Annotated in this window: 16 protein-coding genes and 1 other annotated feature; of the genes, 15 read left to right on the top strand and 1 reads right to left on the bottom strand. The window is 46.0% G+C overall.

Annotated elements, in window-relative coordinates; genetic code table 11:
- Positions 1-173 precede the first annotated feature (173 nt).
- The 13 genes from MHH86_RS07970 to pulA all read left to right on the top strand — a co-directional run bounded on the left by MHH86_RS07970 (position 174) and on the right by pulA (position 19,050).
- Entirely contained in the window at positions 174-1,349 is a 1,176-nt protein-coding gene (locus MHH86_RS07970; protein ID WP_076126360.1) for a galactokinase, read from the top strand.
- A 4-nt stretch (positions 1,350-1,353) separates the two neighbouring features.
- A complete protein-coding gene (gene galE / locus MHH86_RS07975; protein WP_076126362.1) occupies positions 1,354-2,340 on the top strand; it encodes a UDP-glucose 4-epimerase GalE in 987 nt (328 codons plus the stop codon).
- A gap of 54 nt (positions 2,341-2,394) precedes the next feature.
- Positions 2,395-3,975, top strand: coding sequence for a UDP-glucose--hexose-1-phosphate uridylyltransferase (locus MHH86_RS07980; RefSeq protein WP_342479685.1), 1,581 nt, complete (start codon positions 2,395-2,397; stop codon positions 3,973-3,975).
- A 163-nt stretch (positions 3,976-4,138) separates the two neighbouring features.
- Positions 4,139-5,302, top strand: coding sequence for an iron-containing alcohol dehydrogenase (locus tag MHH86_RS07985; protein ID WP_076104936.1), 1,164 nt, complete (start codon positions 4,139-4,141; stop codon positions 5,300-5,302).
- Positions 5,303-6,253: 951 nt separating this feature from the next.
- Positions 6,254-6,571, top strand: a complete 318-nt coding sequence (locus MHH86_RS07990; RefSeq protein ID WP_036683594.1) for a transposase — start codon at positions 6,254-6,256, stop codon at positions 6,569-6,571.
- An 11-nt stretch (positions 6,572-6,582) separates the two neighbouring features.
- The gene (locus MHH86_RS07995; RefSeq protein WP_235219498.1) at positions 6,583-7,446 is read left to right on the top strand and encodes an IS3 family transposase; all 864 of its coding nucleotides are present in this window, start codon (positions 6,583-6,585) and stop codon (positions 7,444-7,446) included.
- 1,023 nt (positions 7,447-8,469) lie between these two features.
- Complete coding sequence (locus tag MHH86_RS08000) at positions 8,470-9,006, top strand: hypothetical protein (RefSeq protein WP_036683577.1); 537 nt, start codon at positions 8,470-8,472, stop codon at positions 9,004-9,006.
- Positions 9,006-10,589, top strand: a complete 1,584-nt coding sequence (locus tag MHH86_RS08005) for a flotillin family protein (protein WP_081383764.1) — start codon at positions 9,006-9,008, stop codon at positions 10,587-10,589. The genes MHH86_RS08000 and MHH86_RS08005 overlap by 1 nt, the downstream gene beginning before the upstream one ends.
- A gap of 401 nt (positions 10,590-10,990) precedes the next feature.
- A complete protein-coding gene (locus tag MHH86_RS08010; protein ID WP_036683575.1) occupies positions 10,991-11,869 on the top strand; it encodes a PRD domain-containing protein in 879 nt (292 codons plus the stop codon).
- A 265-nt stretch (positions 11,870-12,134) separates the two neighbouring features.
- A complete protein-coding gene (gene ptsG, locus MHH86_RS08015) occupies positions 12,135-14,204 on the top strand; it encodes a glucose-specific PTS transporter subunit IIBC (protein WP_076146963.1) in 2,070 nt (689 codons plus the stop codon).
- 98 nt (positions 14,205-14,302) lie between these two features.
- Positions 14,303-14,578 carry an HPr family phosphocarrier protein gene (locus MHH86_RS08020; RefSeq protein WP_036683569.1) on the top strand — a complete coding sequence of 92 codons (276 nt, stop codon included), beginning with the start codon at positions 14,303-14,305 and terminating at the stop codon, positions 14,576-14,578.
- Positions 14,571-16,283, top strand: a complete 1,713-nt coding sequence (gene ptsP / locus MHH86_RS08025) for a phosphoenolpyruvate--protein phosphotransferase (RefSeq protein WP_036683566.1) — start codon at positions 14,571-14,573, stop codon at positions 16,281-16,283. The genes MHH86_RS08020 and ptsP overlap by 8 nt, the downstream gene beginning before the upstream one ends.
- Positions 16,284-16,662: 379 nt before the next feature.
- Positions 16,663-19,050, top strand: a complete 2,388-nt coding sequence (pulA, locus tag MHH86_RS08030; RefSeq protein ID WP_051491296.1) for a type I pullulanase — start codon at positions 16,663-16,665, stop codon at positions 19,048-19,050.
- Positions 19,051-19,112: 62 nt separating this feature from the next.
- Here the strand turns inward: pulA and MHH86_RS08035 are convergent, their stop codons facing one another.
- On the bottom strand, positions 19,113-20,726 hold the full coding sequence (locus tag MHH86_RS08035; RefSeq protein ID WP_076146961.1) for a sensor domain-containing diguanylate cyclase: 1,614 nt from the start codon (positions 20,724-20,726) through the stop codon (positions 19,113-19,115).
- 589 nt (positions 20,727-21,315) lie between these two features.
- Positions 21,316-21,601: a binding site (T-box leader), on the top strand.
- A gap of 60 nt (positions 21,602-21,661) precedes the next feature.
- Between MHH86_RS08035 and pheS the strand changes: the two genes are divergently transcribed.
- Together pheS and pheT are read left to right on the top strand one after the other, a co-directional pair.
- Positions 21,662-22,696, top strand: a complete 1,035-nt coding sequence (pheS, locus tag MHH86_RS08040; RefSeq protein WP_076146959.1) for a phenylalanine--tRNA ligase subunit alpha — start codon at positions 21,662-21,664, stop codon at positions 22,694-22,696.
- A gap of 182 nt (positions 22,697-22,878) precedes the next feature.
- Positions 22,879-25,323: a phenylalanine--tRNA ligase subunit beta gene (gene pheT, locus MHH86_RS08045; protein WP_036683558.1), complete on the top strand. Its 2,445-nt coding sequence runs from the start codon at positions 22,879-22,881 to the stop codon at positions 25,321-25,323.
- Positions 25,324-25,383: the final 60 nt, after the last annotated feature.

The raw sequence follows: 25,383 nt of genomic DNA on the forward strand, positions 1-25,383 counted from the left end.
TTAGAGAGTAACAGTAATATATGTAATTATTATATTATGGGAAGTCACATTTATCCATACATTACACACATGATTGCATTATCAGAGGATGAATGAATCTATTATAATGAGTACATAAAGAACGCTTTACTAATTCCCACTGGCTGAAGCAGCGAAAGGATGGAGTGGCATTAATGAGCATACAGGAACTTAATAACAAATTTATTGAAAAATATGGGGTGAGCGGGGAAGAGGCTAAGGTGTTTTATGCACCAGGTCGTGTCAATCTCATCGGAGAGCACTTGGATTATAACGGCGGGTATGTACTTCCCGCAGCTTTGGAATTCGGTACAACGCTGATTGTGCGTCCACGTAGTGACAGCAAAGTGAATTTTGCATCAACTAATTTTCCTTACGAAGCTTCTATTGATTATAGCGAAATTGGCAAGGCCAAAACTGGTGAATGGATTGACTATCCGATTGGGGTAATGGTTGAGCTGGATAAGAAAAGCACCCCAGTATCCAAAGGGTACGATCTGCTGTTCCATGGCGATATTCCGAATGGAGCAGGCTTGTCCTCCTCGGCCTCTCTTGAAGTCGTTACTGCTTATGCGTTCCTGACTCTCGAAGGTGGCGATACAGACACTGTAGAGATTGCACTTTTGTCCCAGCGTGCTGAGAATCAGTATGTAGGTGTAAACTCCGGAATAATGGATCAGTTCGCAGTTGCTAACGGCAAACGCGATCATGCGATCTTGCTGATGTGCGACACACTTGAGTACAATTTGGTACCGTTCATCACAGGTTCATACAAATTGGTTATCGGCAACACGAACAAACGCAGAGGGCTTGTAGATTCCAAGTACAATGAACGCAGACAGCAGTGTGATGAGGCATTGGCTATTTTGCAAAAAGAAGTGCCTTCACTAGCTTATCTGGCACAGCTTAATCGTGAACAGTTCGAAGCACATCAAGATAAAATCACAGACGAAATTGTAAGACGCCGCGCTCGCCATGTTGTGGAAGAGAATCAACGCGTGCTAGATTCCGTTGAGGTATTAAAAAACAATGATCTGAAGCAATTTGGACAGTTCATGAATGATTCGCATGCGTCCTTGCGCGATTTGTATGAAGTTAGCTGTGCAGAGCTTGATATTATGGTTGAAGAAGCTGGGCGCATCCCAGGTACACTCGGTTCCCGTATGACTGGCGCGGGTTTCGGAGGCTGTACAGTATCTTTGGTACATGAAGATGATATAGAACGTTTTATTCGTGAAGTTGGTGAAGCCTATACCACAAGATCTGGTTTGGTTGGCGAGTTCTACGTTTGCGGCATCGGTAATGGTGTCCAAGAATTGAAGGGAGTGTAATCAGATGGCGATTTTAGTAACAGGTGGAGCAGGGTATATTGGGTCTCATACTGTAGCGGAGCTGCTGGATCGTGGCGAAGAAGTGGTGGTCCTCGACAATCTGCTAACAGGGCATCGTGAGGCACTGCTGGGTGGCAAGCTGTACGAAGGTGATCTGCGTGATAAAGAACTGCTGGGTAAGCTGTTCGCTGAAAATGAGATTGAAGCGGTTATCCATTTTGCTGCAAGCTCTTTGGTCGGAGAAAGCATGAAGGACCCTGTAAAATATTATGACAACAACGTATATGGTACACAATGTCTTCTAGAAGCTATGCAAAAAGCTGGCGTGAACAAGATCGTATTCTCATCCACAGCTGCAACCTACGGCGAACCGGAAAAGGTGCCGATTGAAGAAACAGACCGCACTGAACCAGCCAATGTGTATGGAGAAACTAAGCTGACCATGGAACGGATGATGGCTTGGTTTGACAAAGTACTGGGCATCAAATACGTAGCATTGCGTTACTTCAATGCAGCTGGCGCACATGCCAGTGGTAAAATCGGTGAAGACCATCGTCCAGAAAGTCATTTGGTGCCGCTGGTATTGCAAACGGCCTTGAAGCAACGTGACAGTATCGCAGTTTTCGGAGATGATTATCCTACAGAAGACGGTACTTGTGTGCGCGACTACATCCATGTCAGCGATCTGGCTGACGCCCATGTCCGTGCGGTAACTTACCTGCGCAGTGGAAGCAGCAGCAATATTTTCAACCTGGGCAATGGACTTGGATTCTCGGTAAAACAGGTGATTGAAACGGCGAAGAAGGTTACTGGACTTGAAATTCCTGTAGTCATTCAAGAACGCCGTGCCGGCGATCCGGCTGTGCTGGTAGCTTCCTCCGACAAAGCGCGTAGCGTCCTTGGATGGAACCCGCAGCATGCAGATTTGGAAGATATCATTCAAAGTGCATGGAACTGGCACTCTGCCAATCCGCAAGGATACGGAGAATAAGGGACTTTAGGTTAGCTTATCTTGAACTTGAGACCCTACTGAAGGAGAATTAAAATGCACAACGAGAATAAGATTACGCCTGCTGGCCAGAAAGCATTACATGCGATTGAGCAGCTTGTTCTGTTCGCACTGCGCCAGCAGCTTATAGCTCCATCCGATGAAGATTATAGCCGTAATGTGCTGCTCGAACAGTTCGGTTTCAGTGAGCCGCATGTAGGTGACATCGATCAAAGTCCATTGGAAGGGCCGCAGGCTCCACTCGATGCACTGATTGATTATGGTTTTGAAATCGGATTGATCCCAGAGAATAGTGACACTTACCGTGACTTGCTGGATGCCAAGATTATGGGACTTCTCATGGCACGTCCTTCGGATGTAAATGCTGAGTTCTATAGTCTGACTGCTGAAAAAGGCATCTCCGCGGCTACAGACCGTTTTTATAAATTGAGCATTGATTCGAACTATATTCGGATGGATCGGATCTCCAAGAATGTCTATTGGCTGCAGGATTCGCCGTACGGAGACATTGAAATGACGATCAATTTGTCCAAGCCTGAGAAAAATCCGAAGGAAATTGCGATGGCTCGGCTGCTCCCGCCGCCAGTCTATCCGAAATGTCTGCTGTGCCGTGAGAATGTAGGTTATGCCGGACGGATCAATCATCCGCCGCGCCAGAACCTGCGTATCATTCCGCTTAACCTGAATAATGAAAAATGGTTCTTCCAATACTCGCCATATGTTTACTACAATGAGCACTGTATTGTATTCCATCATGATCATGTGCCAATGAAGCTTACCAAGGATACCTTGAAGCGGCTGCTTAGCTTCGTGGAAACATTCCCGCATTATTTTATTGGCTCAAATGCAGACTTGCCGATTGTTGGCGGCTCTATTCTGACGCATGACCATTTTCAGGGCGGACGCCACACGTTCCCGATTCAAAAAGCGCCTAAGGAAGATACATTTACACATGCTTCTTATCCGGGTGTCAGCATTAATATCGTAAAATGGCCGATGTCCGTATTGCGCTTAAATGGTGAAGATCCTGCGGTTCTACTGGAATGCGGAAATGCGCTTTATGAAGCTTGGAAAGCCTACAGCGATCCAGAGGCGGAAGTGCTAGCCTTTAGTGAGGTTGACGGTGAAGTACAACCTCATAATACCGTTACTCCTATCGTCCGCCGGGCCGAGGACGGCAGCTTCGAGATGGATCTTGTGCTGCGGAATAACCGGACTAATGAGCAATATCCTGAAGGGATTTTTCATCCGCACCGGGAAATGCATCATATCAAAAAAGAAAACATCGGCTTGATTGAAGTTATGGGACTGGCGATTCTGCCGGGCCGTTTGAAGGAAGAACTTGATTCCATCGCAGGTATTCTTGCAGGAGATCAAGCGCTGTTAGAAGCGGTGAAGAATGACCCTAGTCATTCTCTTGCGCAGCATGCGGCTTGGATTCAGGAGCTGGTGGAGCGATTCGGAACTGCACTGCAACACGAGGAAGCGCTCAAGATTGTGCAGAACGAAGTTGGCATCAAGTTTACGCATATTCTTGAACACGCTGGCGTTTACAAACGGACTCCAGAAGGTCAAGCGGCTTTCCGCCGTTTTGTAACAAGATTCGGTGCTTTGTAGTAAGTGAATTTGGATTTAAGGATGTCCTCAAGCCTATGGGCTTGGGGCATCTTTTTTTATTCGGAATGACGAAATCCAGCCACCTAATTTGAATGCGGGTAATCAGAGGTTTATAATACGAAGGAGTAAGACATTATGAATTAACTACTGGAGGTTTACACATATGCGTAAATTTGAATTTTATAATCCTACCAAGCTGATTTTTGGACAGGGTACCCTTGAAGCCTTGAAGACGGAGGTTCCTAAGTACGGTAAAAATGTGCTTTTGATGTACGGTGGTGGCAGTATCAAGCGCAGTGGTTTGTACGATAAAGTAGTTGCTGAGCTGAGTTCAATAGGCGCTACAGTGACTGAACTCTCTGGAGTAGAACCCAATCCACGTCTTTCCACAGTACATAAAGGCGTAGAGCTGTGCCGGGAGCATAATATTGACCTTGTTCTCGCAGTAGGGGGCGGAAGCGTATTGGACTGTGCAAAAGCTGTTGCTGTTGGAGCGAAATATGATGGTGATATGTGGGACTTTGTAGAGCGTAAAGCAGCGGCCCAAGACGCGCTTCCACTGGGCACAGTGCTGACAATGGCTGCTACGGGATCTGAAATGAATAACGGCTCTGTAATCACAAACGAGGTTACTAAGGAAAAAATGGGCTGGGGCAGCGTGCATGCCTACCCGGCATTTTCGATTCTTGATCCAGAGAACACTTTTTCTCTGCCACGTGATCAGACCGTTTATGGCATGGTGGATATCATGTCACATGTTCTGGAGCACTATTTCCATACAGACGGCAATACACCGGTACAAGACGGTTTCTGTGAAACTTTGCTGCGCACTGTAATTGAAACCGCGCCGAAGCTTATCAAAGATCTGAATAACTACGAGCTGCGTGAGACCATCATGTACTGCGGTACGATGGCGCTTAACGGAATGGTCAGCATGGGTTTTGCCGGAGATTGGGCGACTCATAATATCGAGCATGCAGTATCGGCTGTATACGATATTCCGCATGGCGGAGGTTTGGCGATTTTGTTCCCGCAATGGATGAAATATAACCTCAGCACAAACCCTGCACGTTTCCGCAAGCTTGCGGTAAATGTGTTCGGAGTTGATCCTGCTGGCAAGACTGATGAAGAAATCGGGTTGGAGGGTATCGAGGCTCTGCGTAATTTCTGGGATTCCATCGGTGCGCCGAAGACACTTGGTGATTATGATATTGATGACAGCGAGATCGGCAGTATGGCTGACAAGGCTGTTCGTTTCGGAGCGTTTGGTAATTTCCGCAAGCTTGAGCGTGAAGATGTAGTTGAGATTTATAAAATGGCTTTGTAAGTAACTCTTCTACGGAAAGAGACCATATTTCTTTATTCTAGAAGCCGCAAAAGCATGTCAAAGAAGCGATTCCTCGTTATGGAGGAATCGCTTCTTGGTGTTTATGGTCTAGTGTGACTTGCTCCTCTTGCACAACTTCACTCGCCCACGTCCCAAGTTCCGCTACCGCCGACTGCGCCTCCTATGCTTCTGACCGTAAACTCGGCTGCCGCTGCCCGCGCCTCCGCTGCCGCTGCCCGCGCCTCCGCTGCCGCTGCCCGCGCCTCCGCTGCCGCTGCCCGCGCCTCCGCTGCCGCTGCCCGCGCCTCCGCTGCCGCTGCCCGCGCCTCCGCTGCCGCTGCCCGCGCCTCCGCTGCCGCTGCCCGCGCCTCCGCTGCCGCTGCCCGCGCCTCCGCTGCCGCTGCCCGTACCTCATCAATCACTGTTCGCACCCGTAATCTAATCCGTCGACCGTCCTCGGGAGTCTTACGGACCCAGCTGACGTTATTTGCGAATTTTCAGCCTTTTGAGCAAGTTTTCGGACACCAGAGACACTATTGCTTCGAAATGGTCTTTTATTTGCTGGTTTTTATGCCAATAGGGGCTATGCGGTCCGATAGCATACCAAATGTCGGATAAATCGGCGAATAGGGTCTGCTGAGTCCGATAGGCCGAGGCGTAAGCAGCATAGCCTCTTCATACGCGCGAGAGTGTTACCTAACCAACTAGGGTTTGTATGATCCCCACACGACTGATTCCTCTACCAATACACGCCTACCCTACGGACCTAGCTGACGTTATCTGCGAATTTCCAGCGTTTTGAGCAAGTTTTCGGACACCAGAGACACTATTGCTTCGAAATGGTCTTATATTTGTTGTTTTTCATGCCAATAGAGACTATGCTGAAGCTAGAATGAAAAGTGGACAGTAGTTAACAGACTGGCGATAATGAGTCCACGGAGGTGTGTTCACATGGGAGAACATCGACAACGGTATAACGAAGAATTTAAAAAACAGACAGTGCAGTTCATTCAAGAGCAAACAAAGACAGTGGGCGACTTGGCGGAAGAGCTCAACATCCCAAAAAGTACCCTGCATCAATGGATGAGCCAGTATCGAGAACTAAAGAATGAACCGGCAGCTAGCGTGGATCGAGTACGGGAACTCGAGGCACAGTTGAAAGAAATGAGCCGACAACTTCAAGAAAAAGATAACAAGATTGCTGATGTGGAAGAGGAATTAGCGATCGTAAAAAAAGCAGTGCACATCTTCAGCAAACCAAGGAACTGAGATTCCAGTTTATTGAAAAACATCGCTCCGAGTTTCTCTTGGAGAAGATGTGCATGACCCTACATGTGTCACGGAGCGGGTACTACAAGTGGCGGACAGAAAAAACCAGTACGCATATGCTTCGTAAGGCTGCGATAATGAAGCGAATTCAGTATCATTTTGCAGACCATCAAAAGCGGTATGGGAGTCCGAAGATCACCCGCCTGTTGCATCAAGAAGGTTATACCGTTACCGAACGCACGGTGAGTGTGTACATGCGACATATGAAGCTTCGCTCCATTGTCTCCAAAACGTATCGCGTACAGACCACCGACTCCAATCATGACCATCCGATTGCCCCGAATACGCTGAACCAGCAATTTAAAATACTCAAACCCAATTCAGTATGGGTTACCGACATTACGTACATTCCTTGCCGGGGAGGGCGCTTGTACCTGGCTAGTGTGATGGACCTTTGCACGCGCGAAATCGTGGGGTGGCGCTTGGAGAACCATATGGAAACTAGCTTAATTTCGGGCGCCTTACAAGATGCTTACGAAGCTAAACAACCGGAAAAGGGTCTATTACATCACTCCGATAGAGGTTCTCAATATACTTCTCATGAATACAGGCAGCAGTTGAAAGCGTATGGCATGGAGTCCAGCATGAGCCGCAGAGGTAACTGTTATGATAACGCCTGTATCGAGTCGTGGCACAGCATTTTGAAAAAGGAGCTCATTTATTGTAATCCACGATTCAAAACTAAGGAGCAAGCCTACCAGACACTTTTTCAATATATTGAGTTTTATTATAACCGCAAGCGAATGCATGGCGCGCTGGGGTATCTTTCTCCAGTTCGTTTTGCTGAGCAATTGACTAGAATGTCTGTTGCGTGAGTGTCCACTTTCTTGACAGAGGTCCATGCGGTCCGATAGCATAACAAATGTCGGAAAAATCGGCGAATAGGGTCTGTTGAGTCCGATGGGCCGAGGCGCGTAAGCAGCATAGCCTCTTCATACGCGCGAGAGTGTTACTCAACCAACTAGTGTTTGTGAGATCTCCTCACGACTGATTCTTCTTCCAATATACGCCCTACCTACGGACCCAGCTGACGTTATTTACGAATTTTCAGCCTTTTGAGCAAGTTTTCGGACACCAGAGACACTATTGCTTCGAAATGGTCTTATATTTGTTGTTTTTCATGCCAATAGAGACTATGCGGTCCGATAGCATAACAAATGTCGGAAAAATCGGCGAATAGGGTCTGTTGAGTCCGATGGGCCGAGGCGCGTAAGCAGCATAGCCTCTTTATACGCGCGAGAGTGTTACCTAACAAACTAGGGTTTGTAAGATCCCCTCACGACTGATTCCTCTACCAATACACGCCCTACCCACGGACCCAGCTGACGTTATTTGCGAATTTTCAGCCTTTTGAGCAAGTTTTCGGACACCAGAGACACTATTGCTTCGAAATGGCCTTATATTTGCTGGTTTTCATGCTAATAGAGACTATGCGGTCCGATAGCATGCCAAATGTCGGATAAATCGGCGAATAGGATCTGCGGAGTCCGATAGACCGAGGCGTAAGAAGCATAGCATCTTCGTATGCGAAAGTGTTCTTCAAACCAAGGTTTGTAAGGAAATCTCACTGGCTGCTCAAACCGCACCTTAAACGACCGTAATTCAACAAATTTTGCTGTTTAGATTAAGTAACTTTCCAACAAAAATCAGCGCCTCAGCAACTATTGGACGGCTTTGGGACAACCCCATCGTATGTAATAAAACAGTGTCAATGTGCGTATGCTTATCCTCTGAATGGAACTTATTTGGGTGAATATCCAAAGATTGTGAAACCAAGGACCTACTTTGTACGTTTAATGTAATATGACAGTCCTGATTGAAGACAGGAGGAAACAAAAATGCAAACGCTGTATTTAGGCTGCTTGGCGCTAGGCGTCATATTTGCCATAGTCAGCGTCCTGGTGGGCGATGTGATCGGAGATGCCTTGCATGGGGCCTTTGATTTCGTATCTGTAGATTTTCTGAATCCCACCGTGCTGGCAGGAGGAATAACCGTGTTCGGCGGAGCGGGCATTCTTCTAACCCGGTACAGCGCTCTGGAAGCTGGGGCGATCATTGCTTTGTCTTTGTTAGCCGCCGCTTTTTTGGGAGTACTTATGTATCTAGGGGTGGTTAAGCCCATGGAAAAAAGCGAAATGTCCAATGGTTTCTCAATGAGTGATCTGCCTGGCAAGATCGGGGAAATCACAATTCCTGTTCCCGCCACTGGTTATGGTGAGATTATGGTAAAGTTTGGCGCCGGTAATAGCCTGCATACGGCAGCAAGCTTTGATCATGAGCTGCTTCCGGCAGGGATTAAAGTTGTTGTAGTGGAGGTTAGAGAAGGCGTTGCATTGGTGTCAGAATTCGAAAAGAGAAGAGGAGTGGATCTTTAATGTTCGGTATTCCTGAGTATTTGTTAGTCCCTGCTGTTGTCGTTGCTGTTTTGTTTGTGCTAGGTATCGCATTCTGGGCACGTTACAAAACGGTTGGACCCGATGAAGGGATGATCGTAACGGGGTCGTTCTTAGGGAAAAATCATATTTCAGACGATGGTTCTGGTCGTAAAATAAAGATTGTACGCGGGGGCGGTGCCTTTATACTCCCAGTCTTTCAGAAGGCTGAATTTATGTCGCTTCTTTCTCATAAACTCGATGTGACGACCCCGGAAGTATACACCGAACAAGGGGTTCCGGTTATTGCCGACGGCGTAGCGATCATTAAAGTGGGTAGCTCAACGGAAGATGTGGCGACAGCTGCTGAGCAATTTATGGGCAAACCGATTGAAGCACTGAAGAGCGAAGCACAAGAAGTTCTTGAAGGTCATCTGCGGGCCATTCTCGGTTCGATGACCGTTGAGGAAGTATATCGTAACCGTGACCGCTTTGCGCAAGAGGTTCAAGGCGTGGCGGCACGTGATCTTAAGAAAATGGGTCTGCAAATTGTTTCCTTTACCATCAAGGATGTGCGAGACAAACATGGATATCTAGAGGCACTGGGTAAACCGCGGATAGCTGCTGTGAAGCGGGATGCAGAGATCGCTGAAGCAGAAGCAGTGCGGGATGCGAGAATTCAAAAGGCAAACGCAGAAGAGCAAGGGCAAAAAGCTGAGCTGCTGCGGGATACGAATATTGCCGAAGCCTCTAAGGAAAACCAGCTTAAGGTGGCTGCGTTTAAACGGGATCAGGATACAGCGAAAGCGGAAGCCGACCAGGCTTATCATATTCAAGAGGCACGTGCAAAGCAGACCGTTGTTGAAGAACAGATGAAGGTTGAGCTGGTACGTAAGGAACGTGAAATCGATTTGCAAGCCAAAGAAATTCAAGTTCGCGAGAAGCAGTATGATGCTGAAGTGAAGAAAAAAGCAGAAGCGGATCGTTATGCAGTAGAGCAAGCGGCGGAAGCCGATAAGGCGAAGAGAATGCGTGAGGCAGATGCCTTGCAATATAGTATTGAAACGCAAGCAAAAGCGACATCTGAGCAGAAGCGTCTTGAAGGTCAAGCGATGGCGGATGCAGAGCTGGCTAAAGGTACAGCGGATGCTGAGGTTATCCGGTTGCGCGGTCTAGCGGAAGCAGAAGCCAAAGAGAAACTGGCGGAAGCTTTCCAGAAATTCGGCGAAGCAGCGGTGCTCGACATCATCGTCAAAATGCTGCCTGATTTGGCTGGCCAAATTGCGAAGCCGCTAGCATCTATTGATAAACTTACCGTTGTAGATACCGGTAATGGGGAAGGTGCAGCCCGGGTCAGCAATTATGTGACTCAGCTAATGTCCACCGCTCCAGAGATGCTGAAGAGCGTCTCAGGGATTGATGTAGAGGCACTGATCAAGGGGCTGACCACTAAAGCTTCCGGAAGCAAAGGAGCATCAGTTACACCAACCGCAGCAGTTGCCCCTGCAACTTATATTCAGCCATCAGTAACATCCAGTGCAGCCAGCGAGACTTTAACTTCTCTGCCTGAACAAAAGGAAAAATAGTTTAATGCAAATTATATTGATTTAATTTACTTAAGGTATGACTGGCAAAGCTGCTGGTCATACCTTAATCTTTATGTGTTGATCTAAAACAGACAACATGATAAACAGCTCGTGCGTATACAGGTGTTTTTTGGTGAAGGCTTATAGCTTATCGAAATACCATGGGAATTATTGTATAAATGGACATCGTCGCTTTCACTGGTGTTTAAAGATTTTTTCAGGTAAAATAAAAGCCTTTAAGGCTGTTCACTCTGATCTACTAGCTTAGTAAGGACACAGAGTGTTCTTCTAATATGCAATTCTTGGTGTTATGATGGTAGCAAAGCTTGTATTTATCGTACGATTTCTTATTGCGAATGCTGCTGGAAGTTAGGTGTTTAGAAATAAAAGAGGTGTCAAAAATGAGTAGCATAACAGTGGCGAAGGTGTTAAATAACAACGTTATCATTGCCCAGCATCCTCAATATTCTGAGGTTGTAGTTATCGGTAAAGGGATAGGGTTTAACCGCAAGCTGCGTGATCAGATTAATCTATCCTCCGTGGAGAAGATGTTTATTCTTCGTAGCCAGGAGGAGCAGGAACAATATAAACAGCTTCTTCCCCAAGTGGATGAGAAGTTGATTGAGGTCGTTCAAGAAATAGTATTACATATTATGCATTGTAACCGTCAGCCGCTTAATGAGCATATTCACATTGCACTTACCGACCATATTTCTTTTGCTATCCGTCGTTTTGAACAAGATATCCCAATTCATAATCCATTTTTGTATGAAACTAAGGAGATTTATCCTGAGGAATATAAGATGGCAGAATATGCGATTGGACGGATCAATGAGGCTATGGGCGTGGAATTGCCGGTGGATGAGATAGGTTTTGTGGCTCTTCATATTGTCAGCGCACTTAGTAATAGGCAAATTTCCGAGGTTAGACAACATTCTCTCTTGATTGGAGAGCTGGTTGGGTTAGTCGAGAATTATCTGGACTATCGAATCCCACGGGATTCACTTGATTACTCAAGACTGGTAACCCATCTGCGATTTGTTCTAGAAAGATTACGCCGTGGAGAGGCGGTACAAGAGACCTCAACCCTGGATGGACTCATGAAACGGGAGTATCCTGAGATGTATTCGTTGGCTTGGAAATTAACAAAAATTATCGAACAGCGTGTGCGAATTCCCGTGTATCAAGCTGAGGTAAGTTATTTGACGATTCACCTGCAGCGTATTGCCCAGAAAAAAGTGGACGAACAAGATATGGACAAGAATGGTGAAGCTCCTTAAAGTGCAAAAGTTGTAACAAATCATGGTTTCAAAAAAAACGCTTGCTACTTAAAAAAAACGATGCTACAATGTTCACTGTCATCAACAAAACAGAATATCGAGCGTGTAACTGATTCGATCAGGCATGAGTGAATTACAGTATTTTGGTTGTTAACCCCCTTCTTGGGGCAATCTAACGATAGCGTTAGATTACAACTTCTATACTGTGTTGCTCATGCCTTTTTTGGCATCTGTTTTAGTGAAATTAATGAAAGGAGTAACCTAAATGTTTAAAAAGTTGTTTGGTGTTTTACAAAGAGTTGGTAAAGCTCTGATGCTTCCAGTAGCTATTCTGCCTGCGGCAGGTTTGCTTCTTGGAATAGGAAACATGCTGGTAAACCCAGACTTCCTGCAATATGTTCCAGCACTGGAGAACCATGTTGTTCAGGCTGTTGCCAACGTATTGATGAATTCAGGACAAATTGTATTTGATAATCTAGCCTTACTCTTCGCGGTGGGGGTTGCGATAGGTTTAGCCGGGGGTGAAGGTGTTGCGGGTCTAGCTGCCATTATCGGTTTCCTCGTAATGAACATTACGATGGGTACAGTTATTGGTGTTAATGATTACGTTCTAAGCCAAGGCGACTTCTCGTATGCCAGCGTATTAGGGATTCCAACACTGCAAACAGGGGTGTTTGGAGGTATACTCGTCGGTATATTGGCTTCGGCCATGTACAAGCGATTCTTCAAAATTGAGCTTCCTTCTTACCTAGGTTTCTTCGCAGGTAAACGTTTCGTACCGATTATGACGGCGGTAACAGCTCTAATCTTGGGCTTGTTACTGACAATAGTATGGCCACCTATTCAACATGGTCTGAACTATGTGTCACAAAGTATGATTGATACGAACAAAACGCTTGCAGCGTTTATCTTCGGAACGATCGAACGTTCGCTCATTCCTTTTGGACTGCATCACATTTTCTACTCTCCATTCTGGTATGAATTTGGTACCTACGTTGATAAAGCTGGAGAATTGGTACGTGGTGACCAACGGATCTTCATGCAGCAGCTTCGCGATGGAGTAGACTTCACAGCAGGGACATTTACTACGGGTAAATATCCATTCATGATGTTTGGTCTTCCAGCAGCGGCTTTGGCTATCTATCATGAAGCTAAACCACAGAATAAAAAGATCGTCGGAAGTTTGATGATTTCCGCGGCATTGACATCGTTCTTGACAGGGATTACTGAGCCGCTCGAATTCTCGTTCCTATTCGTGGCTCCATTGCTGTTCGCTGTACATGCTGTGTTTGCAGGTCTGTCCTTTATGACTATGCATATTCTTGATGTTAAAATCGGGATGACATTCTCGGGTGGTTTTATCGATTTTGTGCTCTTCGGTATTATCCCGAACCGTACAGCTTGGTGGCTGGTTATTCCGGTAGGTCTGGCCCTTGCCTTAATTTATTACTTCGGCTTCCGGTTTGTAATTCGGAAATTCAATCTTATGACACCGGGTCGTGAAGAAGATACGAATGAAGAAGAAGAAGTGAATACGGAGTCTGTCTCCAGAGCCGGTGATGATCTACCGCGGAACATTTTGTCCGCTCTAGGTGGTAAAGAAAACATCACTCATCTAGACGCTTGTATTACCCGCCTTCGTGTTGAAGTTAAAGATAAGGCAGGCGTAGACAAGAACCGTCTTAAGAAACTTGGTGCATCAGGTGTGCTGGAAGTGGGTAATAACGTTCAAGCGATTTTTGGCACACGTTCAGACACGATTAAATCGCAGATTCAAGATGTAATTAACGGAAAGACACCTGCGGCTTCAGCAGCTCCAGCAGTGGTTACTCCAGAGCCAGAAGAAGAACAACAGGCAGGTGAAGCTGGTGAAGCGATTATCAAGGAAGATATCGTATCTCCAGTAAACGGTGAATTGTTGGATATCACAGAGGTGCCAGATCCAGTATTCTCCCAAAAAATGACGGGCGACGGCTTCGCGTTTCTATCCGAAGATGGGAAAATTGCTTCACCGGTTTACGGTAAGGTATTTAACGTGTTCCCGAGCAAACATGCCATCGGTATTATGTCTGACGGAGGCAAGGAAGTGCTCGTTCATATTGGGGTTAATACGGTTAAGCTTAAAGGTCAAGGCTTCACGGTATTAGTTGAAGAAGGCGATCTTGTAGCGGCTGGGCAACCGATTATGGAAGTGGATTTAGAGTATGTAAAAGCACATGCACCTTCTGTAATCTCACCTGTTATTTTCTCGAATTTACCAGAAGGCTCTTCTGTAACATTGAAGAAGCCGGGTAAGGTTTCTATAGGAGACCAAGACATCATTACGATTCAGTAAAAGTGCAAGGGCCGATGCTTCCTTGTTCATACAAGGAAGCGAAGCTTTCACTATAAATTTAAAATACTCTAATAACAGAAAGCGAGTTGGATAATATTATGCAAAAAACATTCAGAATTGTCGATGAAGATGGAATTCACGCACGTCCAGCAACTGCCTTGGTAAATACAGCAACAAAATTCAAAGGTACAGAAGCATTTGCAGAAGCTAAAGGTAAAAAAGTAACTTTGAAATCCATTCTTGGCGTATTGTCATTGGGTCTTGAAGCTGGAGATACTTTGTCTTTGATTACCGAAGGAAGCGAAGAAGCAGAAGCTTTGAACGCTCTTCAAGAAGTAATGATTAAAGAAGGGCTAGGGGAAATCCATGAATAAGATTTCAGGAATCGCGGCTTCAGCAGGGATTGCAGTAGCCCGTGCTTTTATCCTGAAACATCCGGATTATACGATTACGAAGACAGGTATCAGTGATACTGAAGCAGAAGTCGCTAAGTTGAATGATGCACTCGCCAAATCAAGAGTGGAGCTGCAAACGATTAAAGAGCGTACTTTGGCAGAGCTGGGAGAGAAAAAGGCTGAGATTTTCGAATCACATCTGCTTATTCTTGATGACCCAGAGCTGATCAATCCTGTAATTGATAAAATCCGTGAGGAATCGGTTAACGCGGACTATGCGCTAAACGAAGTGGCTACGCAATTCATTGAGATGTTTGAAAATATGAAGAGTGCCTATCTGCAGGAACGTGCAGCTGACATGCGTGATGTTACCAAGCGCTTGCTGAACCACCTGCTGGGCATTCATTATGTAAGTCCTGCAGAAATCAGTGAAGAAGTAATCGTGATTGCTCAAGATCTAACACCATCGGATACAGCACAGCTTAATCGTAAGTTCGTTAAAGGCTTCACAACGAACATTGGTGGACGGACTTCCCACTCTGCGATTATGGCACGTTCTTTGGAAATTCCAGCGGTTGTTGGAACTAAAACGGTTCTGTCCGAAGTGAATTCTGGCGATTTGGTGATTGTCGATGGTCTGAATGGGGACGTTCTGATCAATCCTAGCGAAGCTGAAGTGGCAGAGTACACTCGCAAGCAGGAAGCTTACGACTTGCAAATCGCAGAATGGAAGAAACTTCGCGACGAACCAACAGTATCAGCAGACGGTAAACATGTTGAGCTAGCTGCCAATATTGGTACACCAAATGATGTGAATGGTGTAATTGAGAATGGTGGCGAAGGTGTAGGTCTGTACCGCACTGAGTTCCTTTACATGGGTCGCGATAAGCTGCCTTCTGAGGAAATCCAATATAACGCCTACCGTACTGTACTTGAGAACATGAAGGGTAAGCCGGTAGTCGTACGTACCCTGGATATCGGTGGCGATAAAGAGCTGCCTTATCTGGACCTTCCGAAGGAAATGAATCCTTTCCTTGGTTTCCGTGCGATCCGTCTGTGCTTGGATCGTCAGGATATTTTCCGTACTCAACTACGTGCATTACTAAGAGCAAGTGTTCACGGGGATCTTCGCATTATGTTCCCTATGATAGCTACGCTTGGTGAATTCCGTGCTGCGCGTGATCTTTTGCTCGAAGAGAAAGCTAAGCTTCGGGAAGAAGGTAAGGAAGTATCAGACAACATTCAGCTCGGCATAATGGTTGAGATTCCATCAACTGCTGTACTGGCTGACCAGTTTGCTAAGGAAGTTGATTTCTTCAGTATCGGTACGAATGATCTTATTCAATATACAATGGCTGCTGACCGTATGAATGAACAGGTATCTTACCTGTATCAGCCTTACAATCCAGCCATCCTGCGTTTGGTCAAAAATGTAATTGATGCAGCCCATGCAGAAGGTAAATGGACAGGGATGTGTGGTGAAATGGCTGGTGACGCAACAGCTATTCCGCTGCTACTGGGTCTTGGTCTTGACGAATTCAGCATGAGTGCAACTTCCATTCTGCCAGCGCGCAGTCAAATTTCTAAATTGTCGGCTGCCGACATGAAGGATTTGGCTGCAAAAGCTTTGCAGCTTGGCACGGCTGAAGAAGTAGCTGCACTTGTTCAAAGTATCGCTAAGTAACTTTTAACGCATGCATTAATCCGTTTTAGCGTTCTACTGTTTTCCAACTACTATTGCCGACTTCCGATGGCTGGAGGTCGGCTTTTTTATGTTTTTTAATCTATAATTTACTTTAATTCGACCTCATTTACTGTTCACTGTTTATTTTCTTTATTGCGCAGATGTCTATACCGATAGTATTAGTAATGAGCATAAAGTCGATAAGGAACCCAAACCTATAAATATGTCGTACATATAATAGTAAGGATCCATAGAAAGTTTATACTCCATTTGCCGACTTGCAGCGCTGTGCAAGTATTAATATGTAATGAATTGGTAATATATGGACTTATAAGCAACCCCACAGGTTAGGTGGGGAGCCATAGGATGGTGTTAATTCATGAGTAAAAATTATATAAATGCAGAATTGATGATGGAAGTCTATGAGGGTAAGGATTTAGGCTTGACGTATTCAACGGAGTACAGTGTCTTTAAAGTCTGGGCACCTACGGCTCTTGCTGTGTCCCTTGTCCTGTACGAAACAGGTGGTTATCGACTGAATGCTGAGTCACATAAGAGTGTTGTGGACAGTGGTCGGATTGTATATATGCAGCGTAGTAATGGCGGAGTCTGGCAGACCAAGTTATCAGGTGATCTAAAAGGGAAATATTATATGTACCGTGCTGTTTTTGCAGATGGTAATGTGACAGAAGCAGTAGATCCTTATGCAACAGCCGTATCAGCTAATGGTTTAAGATCGGCAATCGTTAATTTGCAGGATACGAATCCAGAACATTGGGATCAGGATGTAGCGCCTCCGTTACAGCATCCTGCCGACGCAGTGATTTATGAACTGCATGTTCGTGATTTCTCCTCACATGAGAGCTCTGGTATGTATTATAAGGGTAAATTCAAAGCATTTACCGAATTTGGATTAAAGGATCCGGCAGGAAATACAGTGGGGATTGATCATCTGGCTGAATTAGGGATTACCCATGTTCATCTGATGCCGGTATTTGATTTTCAGACCGTGGATGAGCTGAAGGTGGTTAATCGGGGTTCCTCCATAGCTAATGTGGACTACAATTGGGGGTATGATCCCCAGCATTATAATGTACCTGAAGGATCTTACAGCACCGATCCTGCCAATCCTGGCTTGCGGATCCGTGAATTTAAAGAAGTGGTGCAGGCCTTGCACAGCCGCGGGATCGCGGTAATTATGGATGTCGTTTACAACCACACTTATGCTGTGGAGAATGGACCTTTTGAGCCGCTTGTCCCAGATTATTTCTATCGCCGCGATTTTATGGGACGTTTGTCGAATGGCTCCGGGGTTGGCAATGAGCTGGCTACAGAACGTCCGATGGTCCGAAAATTTATTAAAGACTCCCTATCTTATTGGGCTGCGGAATATCATATCGATGGTTTCCGGTTTGATCTGATGGGTCTGATGGACAGTGTTACCATGCGGGAGATTACGGAAGAGCTCCGTCTAGAAGTGAATCCGAATCTGTTGCTTTACGGTGAACCTTGGACGGGTGGAGATTCTCCGCTGGCCACTAAAACGCTAAAAGGTGTACAACGGGGCAAGGGTTATGCTGTCTTCAACGATAACTTTCGTTCAGCGATCAAAGGGGATAGTGATGGCTTCGGAAGAGGGTTCGTGACAGGCGAATACGGCAAAGAAGGTGCTATTGCAGCCGGAATTAAAGGAGCAATTCATGAGTTTACGGACTCGCCTGTGGAATCTGTGAACTATGTAACTGCCCATGATAATTTGAATTTATGGGATAAGTTGCTTATCGTTCAAGGGGGGAGCCAGAAAGCTGATTTTCCGGTAATCGCCAACATGGATAACGAGGATCTTGAAGATGCAGTGGCCCTTGCCAATCCATACGTGAATGTAGATCCGGAGAACATTCTCGGTAATGAAACTGTACGTCGTTCCTTGCTTGCTAACGGAATTATTCTGACATCGCAAGGGATACCTTTCCTGCATGCTGGAGATGAGCTCCTGCGCAGTAAATTTGGGGATCATAACAGCTACCGCAGCGGTGACGCGATCAACTCGATCCGCTGGAATATGAAAAGCGTATTTAAGCCCGTATTTCAATATTATAAAGGCCTGATCGAGCTGCGGCGCACACATCCGGCATTTCGTCTGCATGGCCGCCAGGAAATTGAACGTTCGTTGGAATTTCTGCGATGTGATGGCGGAATAGTATCGTATTTTCTTAGAGGCCATGCAGGAGGCGATCTTTGGAACAATATAACCGTTATCTTCAATGCTAATAATGATCGAATGACGGTGGCTCTTCCTGAGATTTCTAACGGGTGGAGTATAGTAGTAGACCATACCCATGCAGGTACAGAAGCCCTCCGCAGGATCGAAGGCAATGAGGTAGAGGTGGAAGGGTTGTCGATGATGGTCCTTTATGATGAATGTGGTGAGCCAGCCCCACGCTCTAAAATCATCGAAATACACTATGAACGCCCAGATCGGAATTACCAAGGCTGGAATCTTTGGGTTTGGGATACAGGAATCCAGGATGGACAATGCGATTTCCGTTATATGGAGAACGGGCGTGCAGTAGCCCGCATCGAAGTGCTGCCAGATACCCAATCCATCGGATATATTTTGCGGCTTAATGATTGGGAAGAAAAAGATGGAGACGGAGACCGCTTCATTGATTGTTCTACGAATGGAGAGTTAACCAAGGTCTTAGTCCGGGATCGTGAACAGGAGATTGATGGAATTTCAGAGGATCATCTTCGGTTAAGCAGTTAGTGGCAATACAAAAAAAGCTGTTTCAGGGTTGATTGTATCCTGAGACAGCTTTTTATTTGGTTTTATGGTTTTACAATGGTCTGGTCAGCAAACTCTTCGTCCACAAGCTCATAGTAAAGATTGGCTTTATTGCCACCATGGTCTTTGGAGCGGTACATCGCCAAATCGGCGGCACGCAGCAGTTCATTGATACTGCTTCCATGTTCAGGAAATAAAGCTACTCCGATACTCGCGGAGGTGTGGAAGCTGGACCCGTTATCAACAGACCAAGACTTATTGAACAGTTTAAGTAACCGCTGCAGCGTTTCATCAAGCATCTCTGGAGAAGTGAATCGATGCAGTACAACTGCGAATTCATCTCCGCCGATCCGGAAGGCCTGACCTATTCCTTTGACTGTATGCTGAAGTTCACGGGAGAGCAGCTGAAGAAATTCGTCTCCAGCCAGATGGCCTAAGGTATCATTTAGCTGCTTGAATCTGTCACAATCCAGCAGGGCCAGTGCAATTTTTTGCTTCCGTTCTTCGGGTTGTGTGATAAGGTTCTCCATATACATTTTGAAATGAGCCCTGTTGGGAATCGCTGTTAAATGATCATAGAAGGCTAGCTTATGTAGTCGTTCTTCGTATTGTTTTCGCTGGGTAATTTCTCGAGATAACAGCATGAATTGTGCTGGGAATTTACGGCTGCCGAGAACAGGTGACACCTTAGTTTCAAGCCATACCCATTGGCCTTCTGCTCCGCGCATGCGCAGTTCTGAAATGCGCGGGGTTCCCTGAACCACGCTCTTTAATTTAGCCCAGGCAATCTCCGGTTCACGTATATAGTTGGATAACGGATCTCCTTTTTTAGGCACATAGCCTAGAATACTGGAGTGTGAGGGGGAAGCGTATAGAATCAACCCGTTAGGATCCGTCAAAATAATGAAATCAGACATGGTTTCACCGATTAGCTGATAAAGTGTTTGTTCTTCCAGCATTTCATTCTGGAGCCAGATGATTTTGCGTCCAAGGTAAATAATGACCAGGAGAAACACAAGTAAGAGGAGCGAATACAGGGAGAACAAAGCGCTTTTTTTATCCTTAAAACCGTCCGTTACTTGCAAGGCGTAGTTGCCAATCAAGTCCTCTGCTTGATCGAGATATGCTCTAGCTTCATTGAATTGCGAGTTTAGGGTGAGCGCAGAATATGAATCCGGATTCCAGCTACTCTTCGTCCGTTCCGTTATTAGCGTATGCCCTGAATTTTTCCACATGACAATAGTAGTTTCAAAGGAGCGCAGCTCGTTTTTTAATTCGGAAAGGATAATTCCACTTTGTTTCATATCACTGTAAGGTTTTTTTATAGCGTTGATATTTGCTCTTGCTAGACTTATTCGTTCCTGCGCTTGAAGATTATTATCTATAAACTCCGTAGTGAACTGTTCACCTTCCGCGGCTGTTAGGTTTGGGCCCATTGCGATTTGCAAGGCTACAGCAGCTTGATGCAGATCACGATCGGCGCTTAGTATGAGCTTAGAGTTCTGATATATATCATCATAAAGAGAATCTGACAATCTATTAATAGTGTGATTTAAATAGAGTAGCGAGGACACGCTGATCCCGACCAGAAGGACGGAGATTGCAGCGAAGACATAGAATAGTTTGCGTGTTACCTTGAATTCGAAGAACCCTGCCACAGTCATCTTCTCCCTGTATAAGATGATTAAGTAAATCTATTGCTGCTTAAGTAGAACCTGCAGAAGTCAATCTATGGTCAGGCGTAATTTAACTCAGTCACTGATGTTTGAAGGTGCTTATGGGAATAAAAGAGGTGTTGTATACATAGTGGGAAAACATAGGAAAGTGTACGTGTGAGTAAATGGTAGTTTCTAGTATATCAAGTATATAGGACGTGCTGCTTATAGAGCAATCTTTACTCATAATAATCCAAAAGACAAAATTTAAAGTTTAATGTATGGGCCTATTGAATTATCTATATTCAAACCGATGGATCCTATTACCCCACTCGATCATAAATGATACGGCTTACAGCTGCTGAAAAAAACTGCCCTTAGTCATAATGACTACAGGAAAGCTAATCATTCATTATTCGTTACGCAGTGCGTGAATGGGGTGAAGTCGTGCGGCTTTGTTCGCAGGCATCATTCCAAAAATCACGCCTGCCCGCCCCGATGCCAATCCAGCTTGTCAAAACGACAGATTTTGCATATAATAAAGAGACATATCTCTTGTAGTAAAGAGATACCTGACAATTAGCATGAATTGTGAAATGCAGTGATGGAGAAGAGTACACAGTGCCTGACTTACAGGGAGGAGACGCCGCGGATTGAGAGCGTTTCTAAGAAGCAGAGCTGTCGAAGTTCACTCCGGAGCAGTTCCCTGAATTCCTTAAGCTGTCTAATAGGGAAGGGTAGGGGATACCGGTCACAGACCGTTATTTCTGTATAAAGTGAGATAGGTATCTGTCCAGCCAAAAGAGGGAATGAAGCTCTTAAGGGGAACAGATCAGCTTGTCTAACAAGGGTGGTACCACGGTCTTTTCGTCCCTTACCGGGAGGAAAGGCCTTTTTTTGTTGAACTAGACAATGATTGAAGGGGGCTGTACACGGCCATGAAAGAGAAGTTGGAAGCATTGAAGGTTGAAGCGCTGGCTAAGCTGCAGGAGGTTATGGATCCGCAGGTACTAAATGATTTAAGAGTGAAGTATCTCGGTAAAAAAGGTGAGCTTACAGAGGTTCTGCGCGGTATGGGAGGACTTAGTGCTGAGGAGCGTCCGGTAATCGGGCAAGTGGCGAATCAGGTTCGCAGTGCTATTGAGGAGATTATCGGCGCGAAGCAGGAGGCTTTTCAAGAGCAGGAAACCCAGCAACGTCTGCAGGCTGAAAAAGTAGACGTAACCTTACCGGGTCGCCGTTTACAGCAGGGGGGCATTCACCCGCTTAGCAGAGTCGTACAGGAGATTGAGGATATTTTTATCGGCATGGGCTACCGTGTAGCTGAAGGTCCGGAAGTGGAGACCGATTATTATAACTTTGAAGCTCTAAATCTGCCTAAGAATCACCCGGCACGTGATATGCAGGATTCTTTCTATTTAACAGATGACCTGCTAATGCGCACTCAAACCTCGCCAGTACAGATTCGTACTATGCAGGCTATGAACGGTGAAGCTCCTGTTAAAATCATCTGTCCGGGTAAAGTATTCCGCCGTGATGATGATGATGCAACGCATTCCTTCCAGTTCCACCAAATCGAAGGTTTGGTCATTGGAAGTAACATTCGAATGAGTGATCTGAAGGGCACCCTGCAACAATTTGTGCAGGAGATGTTTGGACCGAATACAGGCATTCGTCTTCGTCCGAGCTTTTTCCCATTCACGGAGCCAAGTGTTGAAGTAGACGTAAGCTGCTTCAAATGTGGTGGCGATGGCTGCAGACTATGCAAGCAAAGTGGATGGTTAGAAATCCTTGGCGCAGGTATGGTACACCCGAATGTACTGAAAATGGGTGGCTATGATCCTGCTGAATACAGCGGCTTCGCCTTCGGAATGGGTGTAGAGCGGATTGCAATGCTTAAATACGGCATCGATGACATCCGTCATTACTATAGTAATGATATGAGTTTTGTGAAGCAGTTCAAGGGCGTTTAGTTATTGTGGTGCGCTAGCTGATAGTGGCTGGAGAATGGGTTTTGGAGCATTTGATTTCCTTGTAGGGACCGTCCTTAATAGTGTGTAGCTGAAATTGAGTGCACTTCATCCGTTCTCCCACAGGAAGCAGCACGAACGACAGTGAAATAAATACATCTGAAACATAAAGGAAGTGAGCGGATATGAAAGTATCAACCGGATGGTTGGCTGATTATACATCGATTGAAGGAGTAACCGCCGAACAGCTAGCGGAGAAGATTACCGCTGCCGGCATTGAGATTGACGGCGTAGAGCGCCGCAATAAAGGCATTTCCGGCATCGTAACCGGCTATGTGAAATCAAAGGAAAAACATCCTGATGCCGACAAGCTGAACGTATGTATCGTGGATGCGGGCCAAGATGAGGATCTACAAATCGTCTGTGGCGCAAAAAATGTAGCTGCAGGTCAAACTGTACCTGTAGCACTGGTCGGTGCTAAGCTGCCAGGACTGGATATCAAAAAAGCCAAGCTGCGCGGCGTCCTATCGCAAGGGATGATCTGCTCGGCCAAAGAATTGGGACTGAATGATAAATTGCTTCCAAAAGAGCAACAAGAAGGTATTCTTGTGCTGCCTGAAGGGACAGAGATTGGTCAGGATATTTCCAAGGTCCTCGGCTTAGATGACGAGATTCTGGAATTCGATCTGACTCCGAACCGTTCGGATTGCCTCAGTATGATTGGTGCTGCTTATGAAGTAAGTGCGATTCTTGGGCGTGAAGTTAAATTGCCTGATCCAAAAAGCGAAATTATTGAGATCAGTGGTCCTGCTGCGGATTCCATTTCCGTCAAGATTGAAGATGAAGAATACTGCAGCCATTATGCAGTTCGTTATATTGCAGGTGTTAAACCTGCACCATCACCGCTGTGGATTCAGAATCGTCTGATGGCTGCTGGGGTTCGTCCAATTAATAATATCGTGGACATTACCAATTACGTGATGCTGGAATATGGACAGCCGCTGCATGCTTTTGATGCAGATAAAGTGCAAGGTGGAGAACTCGGCGTTCGTCTTGCCCATGAAGGTGAAGTTTTGGTTACACTTGACGGTCAAGAGCGTAAGCTAGAGCCGCAAATGCTCGTTATCGCTGATGGAGTTAAAGCTGTAGGTCTGGCCGGAGTAATGGGTGGACGGGATACAGAGGTTACTGCTGAGACGGTAAACCTTGTTCTGGAATCTGCTAAGTTTGATGGTGGTACGATTCGTAAAACCTCGCGTCAATTGGGACTTCGCTCTGAGGCCTCCCTTCGTTTCGAGAAGGAAGTGGATCCAAGTGCAGTTATTCCTGCATTGAACCGTGCAGCAGTGCTGATTGCACGTTATGCTGGCGGATCGGTCCATGAAGGCATCGTGCAAGCAGGAACTGACGCTGTTCAAGAGAAGGTTCTCACCTTGTCCTTAGAGAAACTGAATCGTTATCTGGGAACGGATTTGTCCTTGCTGGAAGTGAAGACATTGTTTGGCCGTCTACACTTCAAATGCGGAGATACCGCACAAGGGCTGATTGAAGTTCAAGTCCCAACCAGACGTGGCGATATCAGCTATGATGTTGATCTTATTGAAGAAATTGCCCGCCTGTACGGATATGACAATATTCCAACGACTCTAATTGAAGGAATTACAACGCCAGGAGCACTAACTCACAAGCAAGCGCTCCGTCGTGAACTGCGCCGCTTATTGTCACATGGCGGTTACCAAGAGGTGATGGGTTACTCCTTCATCCAGCCGCAACAAAGCACAATGTTCCCTGCGTTATCAGAAGGAGCAGTAGCGGTGAAGCTGGCTATGCCGATGAGTGAAGAACGCAGCGTACTGCGTACCAGCCTTCTTCCGCAACTATTGGATATTGCCAGCTACAATACCAATCGTCGTCAAAGCGACTTGGCATTGTTTGAAATCGGCAACGTCTTCTTCACGGATGAAGAACAGCTGACTCGCCAACCACGCGAACTGCCAGTGCTGGGGCTGTTGCTTAGCGGAAGCTTAACAGTGAAGCAATGGAATGTTTCGGCACAGCCTGTGGACTTCTTTGATTTGAAGGGTGCGCTGGAAACGGTATTTGCTCATTTAGGGCTGACTGATAAAATCGTCTATGTGGGAGACAGTCCAGAAGGATTTCATCCTGGGCGTTCCGCATCGGTATATTTACTCGGGAACGAGGGCCGTGTGAAGATCGGAACGATGGGGCAGATTCATCCGGATCTGCAAAGACAGCTGGATCTGGTGGATACTTATGCGGCAGAAATTTTATTGCAGCCGTTATATGAAAGTGCGCAAAGCCGTTTGCAATATAATGAGCTTCCGCGTTTCCCGGGAATGGAACGGGATATTGCTGTGGTCGTGGATTCCGCTGTACCAGCGGGCGATCTGCTGGCTTCCATCCGTGATAACGGAGGTACTTTGCTCCAGTCCGTACAGGTATTTGACGTGTACACTGGCGGTAAGCTGGAGAGTGGAAAGAAGAGCATCGCGATCTCACTGCTGTATCGTCATAGTGAACATACATTGACTGATGAAGAAGTAGGAGAGGTGCATGAGAAGGTATTAGCATCTCTTCAACAAACTTTTGGTGCAGAATTAAGAAAGTAGCAGGAATTGTGTAAAGCCGCAGCGAATCCATTTAGAAACTGAGATTCGCTGCGGTTTTTT

The organism is Paenibacillus sp. FSL F4-0097 (genome assembly GCF_038593125.1).
In the GTDB taxonomy this organism is placed as follows: Bacteria; Bacillota; Bacilli; order Paenibacillales; family Paenibacillaceae; genus Paenibacillus_AQ; species Paenibacillus_AQ odorifer.

Bases quoted from the DNA above. Each gene is read 5' to 3' on its own strand.
- ptsG (WP_076146963.1), top strand. From the start codon at position 12,135: ATGTTTAAAAAGTTGTTTGGTGTTTTACAAAGAGTTGGTAAAGCTCTG.
- MHH86_RS07985 (WP_076104936.1), top strand. From the start codon at position 4,139: ATGCGTAAATTTGAATTTTATAATCCTACCAAGCTGATTTTTGGACAG.
- MHH86_RS07980 (WP_342479685.1), top strand. From the start codon at position 2,395: ATGCACAACGAGAATAAGATTACGCCTGCTGGCCAGAAAGCATTACAT.
- pulA (WP_051491296.1), top strand. From the start codon at position 16,663: ATGAGTAAAAATTATATAAATGCAGAATTGATGATGGAAGTCTATGAG.
- ptsP (WP_036683566.1), top strand. From the start codon at position 14,571: ATGAATAAGATTTCAGGAATCGCGGCTTCAGCAGGGATTGCAGTAGCC.
- MHH86_RS08000 (WP_036683577.1), top strand. From the start codon at position 8,470: ATGCAAACGCTGTATTTAGGCTGCTTGGCGCTAGGCGTCATATTTGCC.
- pheT (WP_036683558.1), top strand. From the start codon at position 22,879: ATGAAAGTATCAACCGGATGGTTGGCTGATTATACATCGATTGAAGGA.
- MHH86_RS08020 (WP_036683569.1), top strand. From the start codon at position 14,303: ATGCAAAAAACATTCAGAATTGTCGATGAAGATGGAATTCACGCACGT.
- MHH86_RS08010 (WP_036683575.1), top strand. From the start codon at position 10,991: ATGAGTAGCATAACAGTGGCGAAGGTGTTAAATAACAACGTTATCATT.
- galE (WP_076126362.1), top strand. From the start codon at position 1,354: ATGGCGATTTTAGTAACAGGTGGAGCAGGGTATATTGGGTCTCATACT.
- pheS (WP_076146959.1), top strand. From the start codon at position 21,662: ATGAAAGAGAAGTTGGAAGCATTGAAGGTTGAAGCGCTGGCTAAGCTG.
- MHH86_RS08005 (WP_081383764.1), top strand. From the start codon at position 9,006: ATGTTCGGTATTCCTGAGTATTTGTTAGTCCCTGCTGTTGTCGTTGCT.
- MHH86_RS07970 (WP_076126360.1), top strand. From the start codon at position 174: ATGAGCATACAGGAACTTAATAACAAATTTATTGAAAAATATGGGGTG.
- MHH86_RS07990 (WP_036683594.1), top strand. From the start codon at position 6,254: ATGGGAGAACATCGACAACGGTATAACGAAGAATTTAAAAAACAGACA.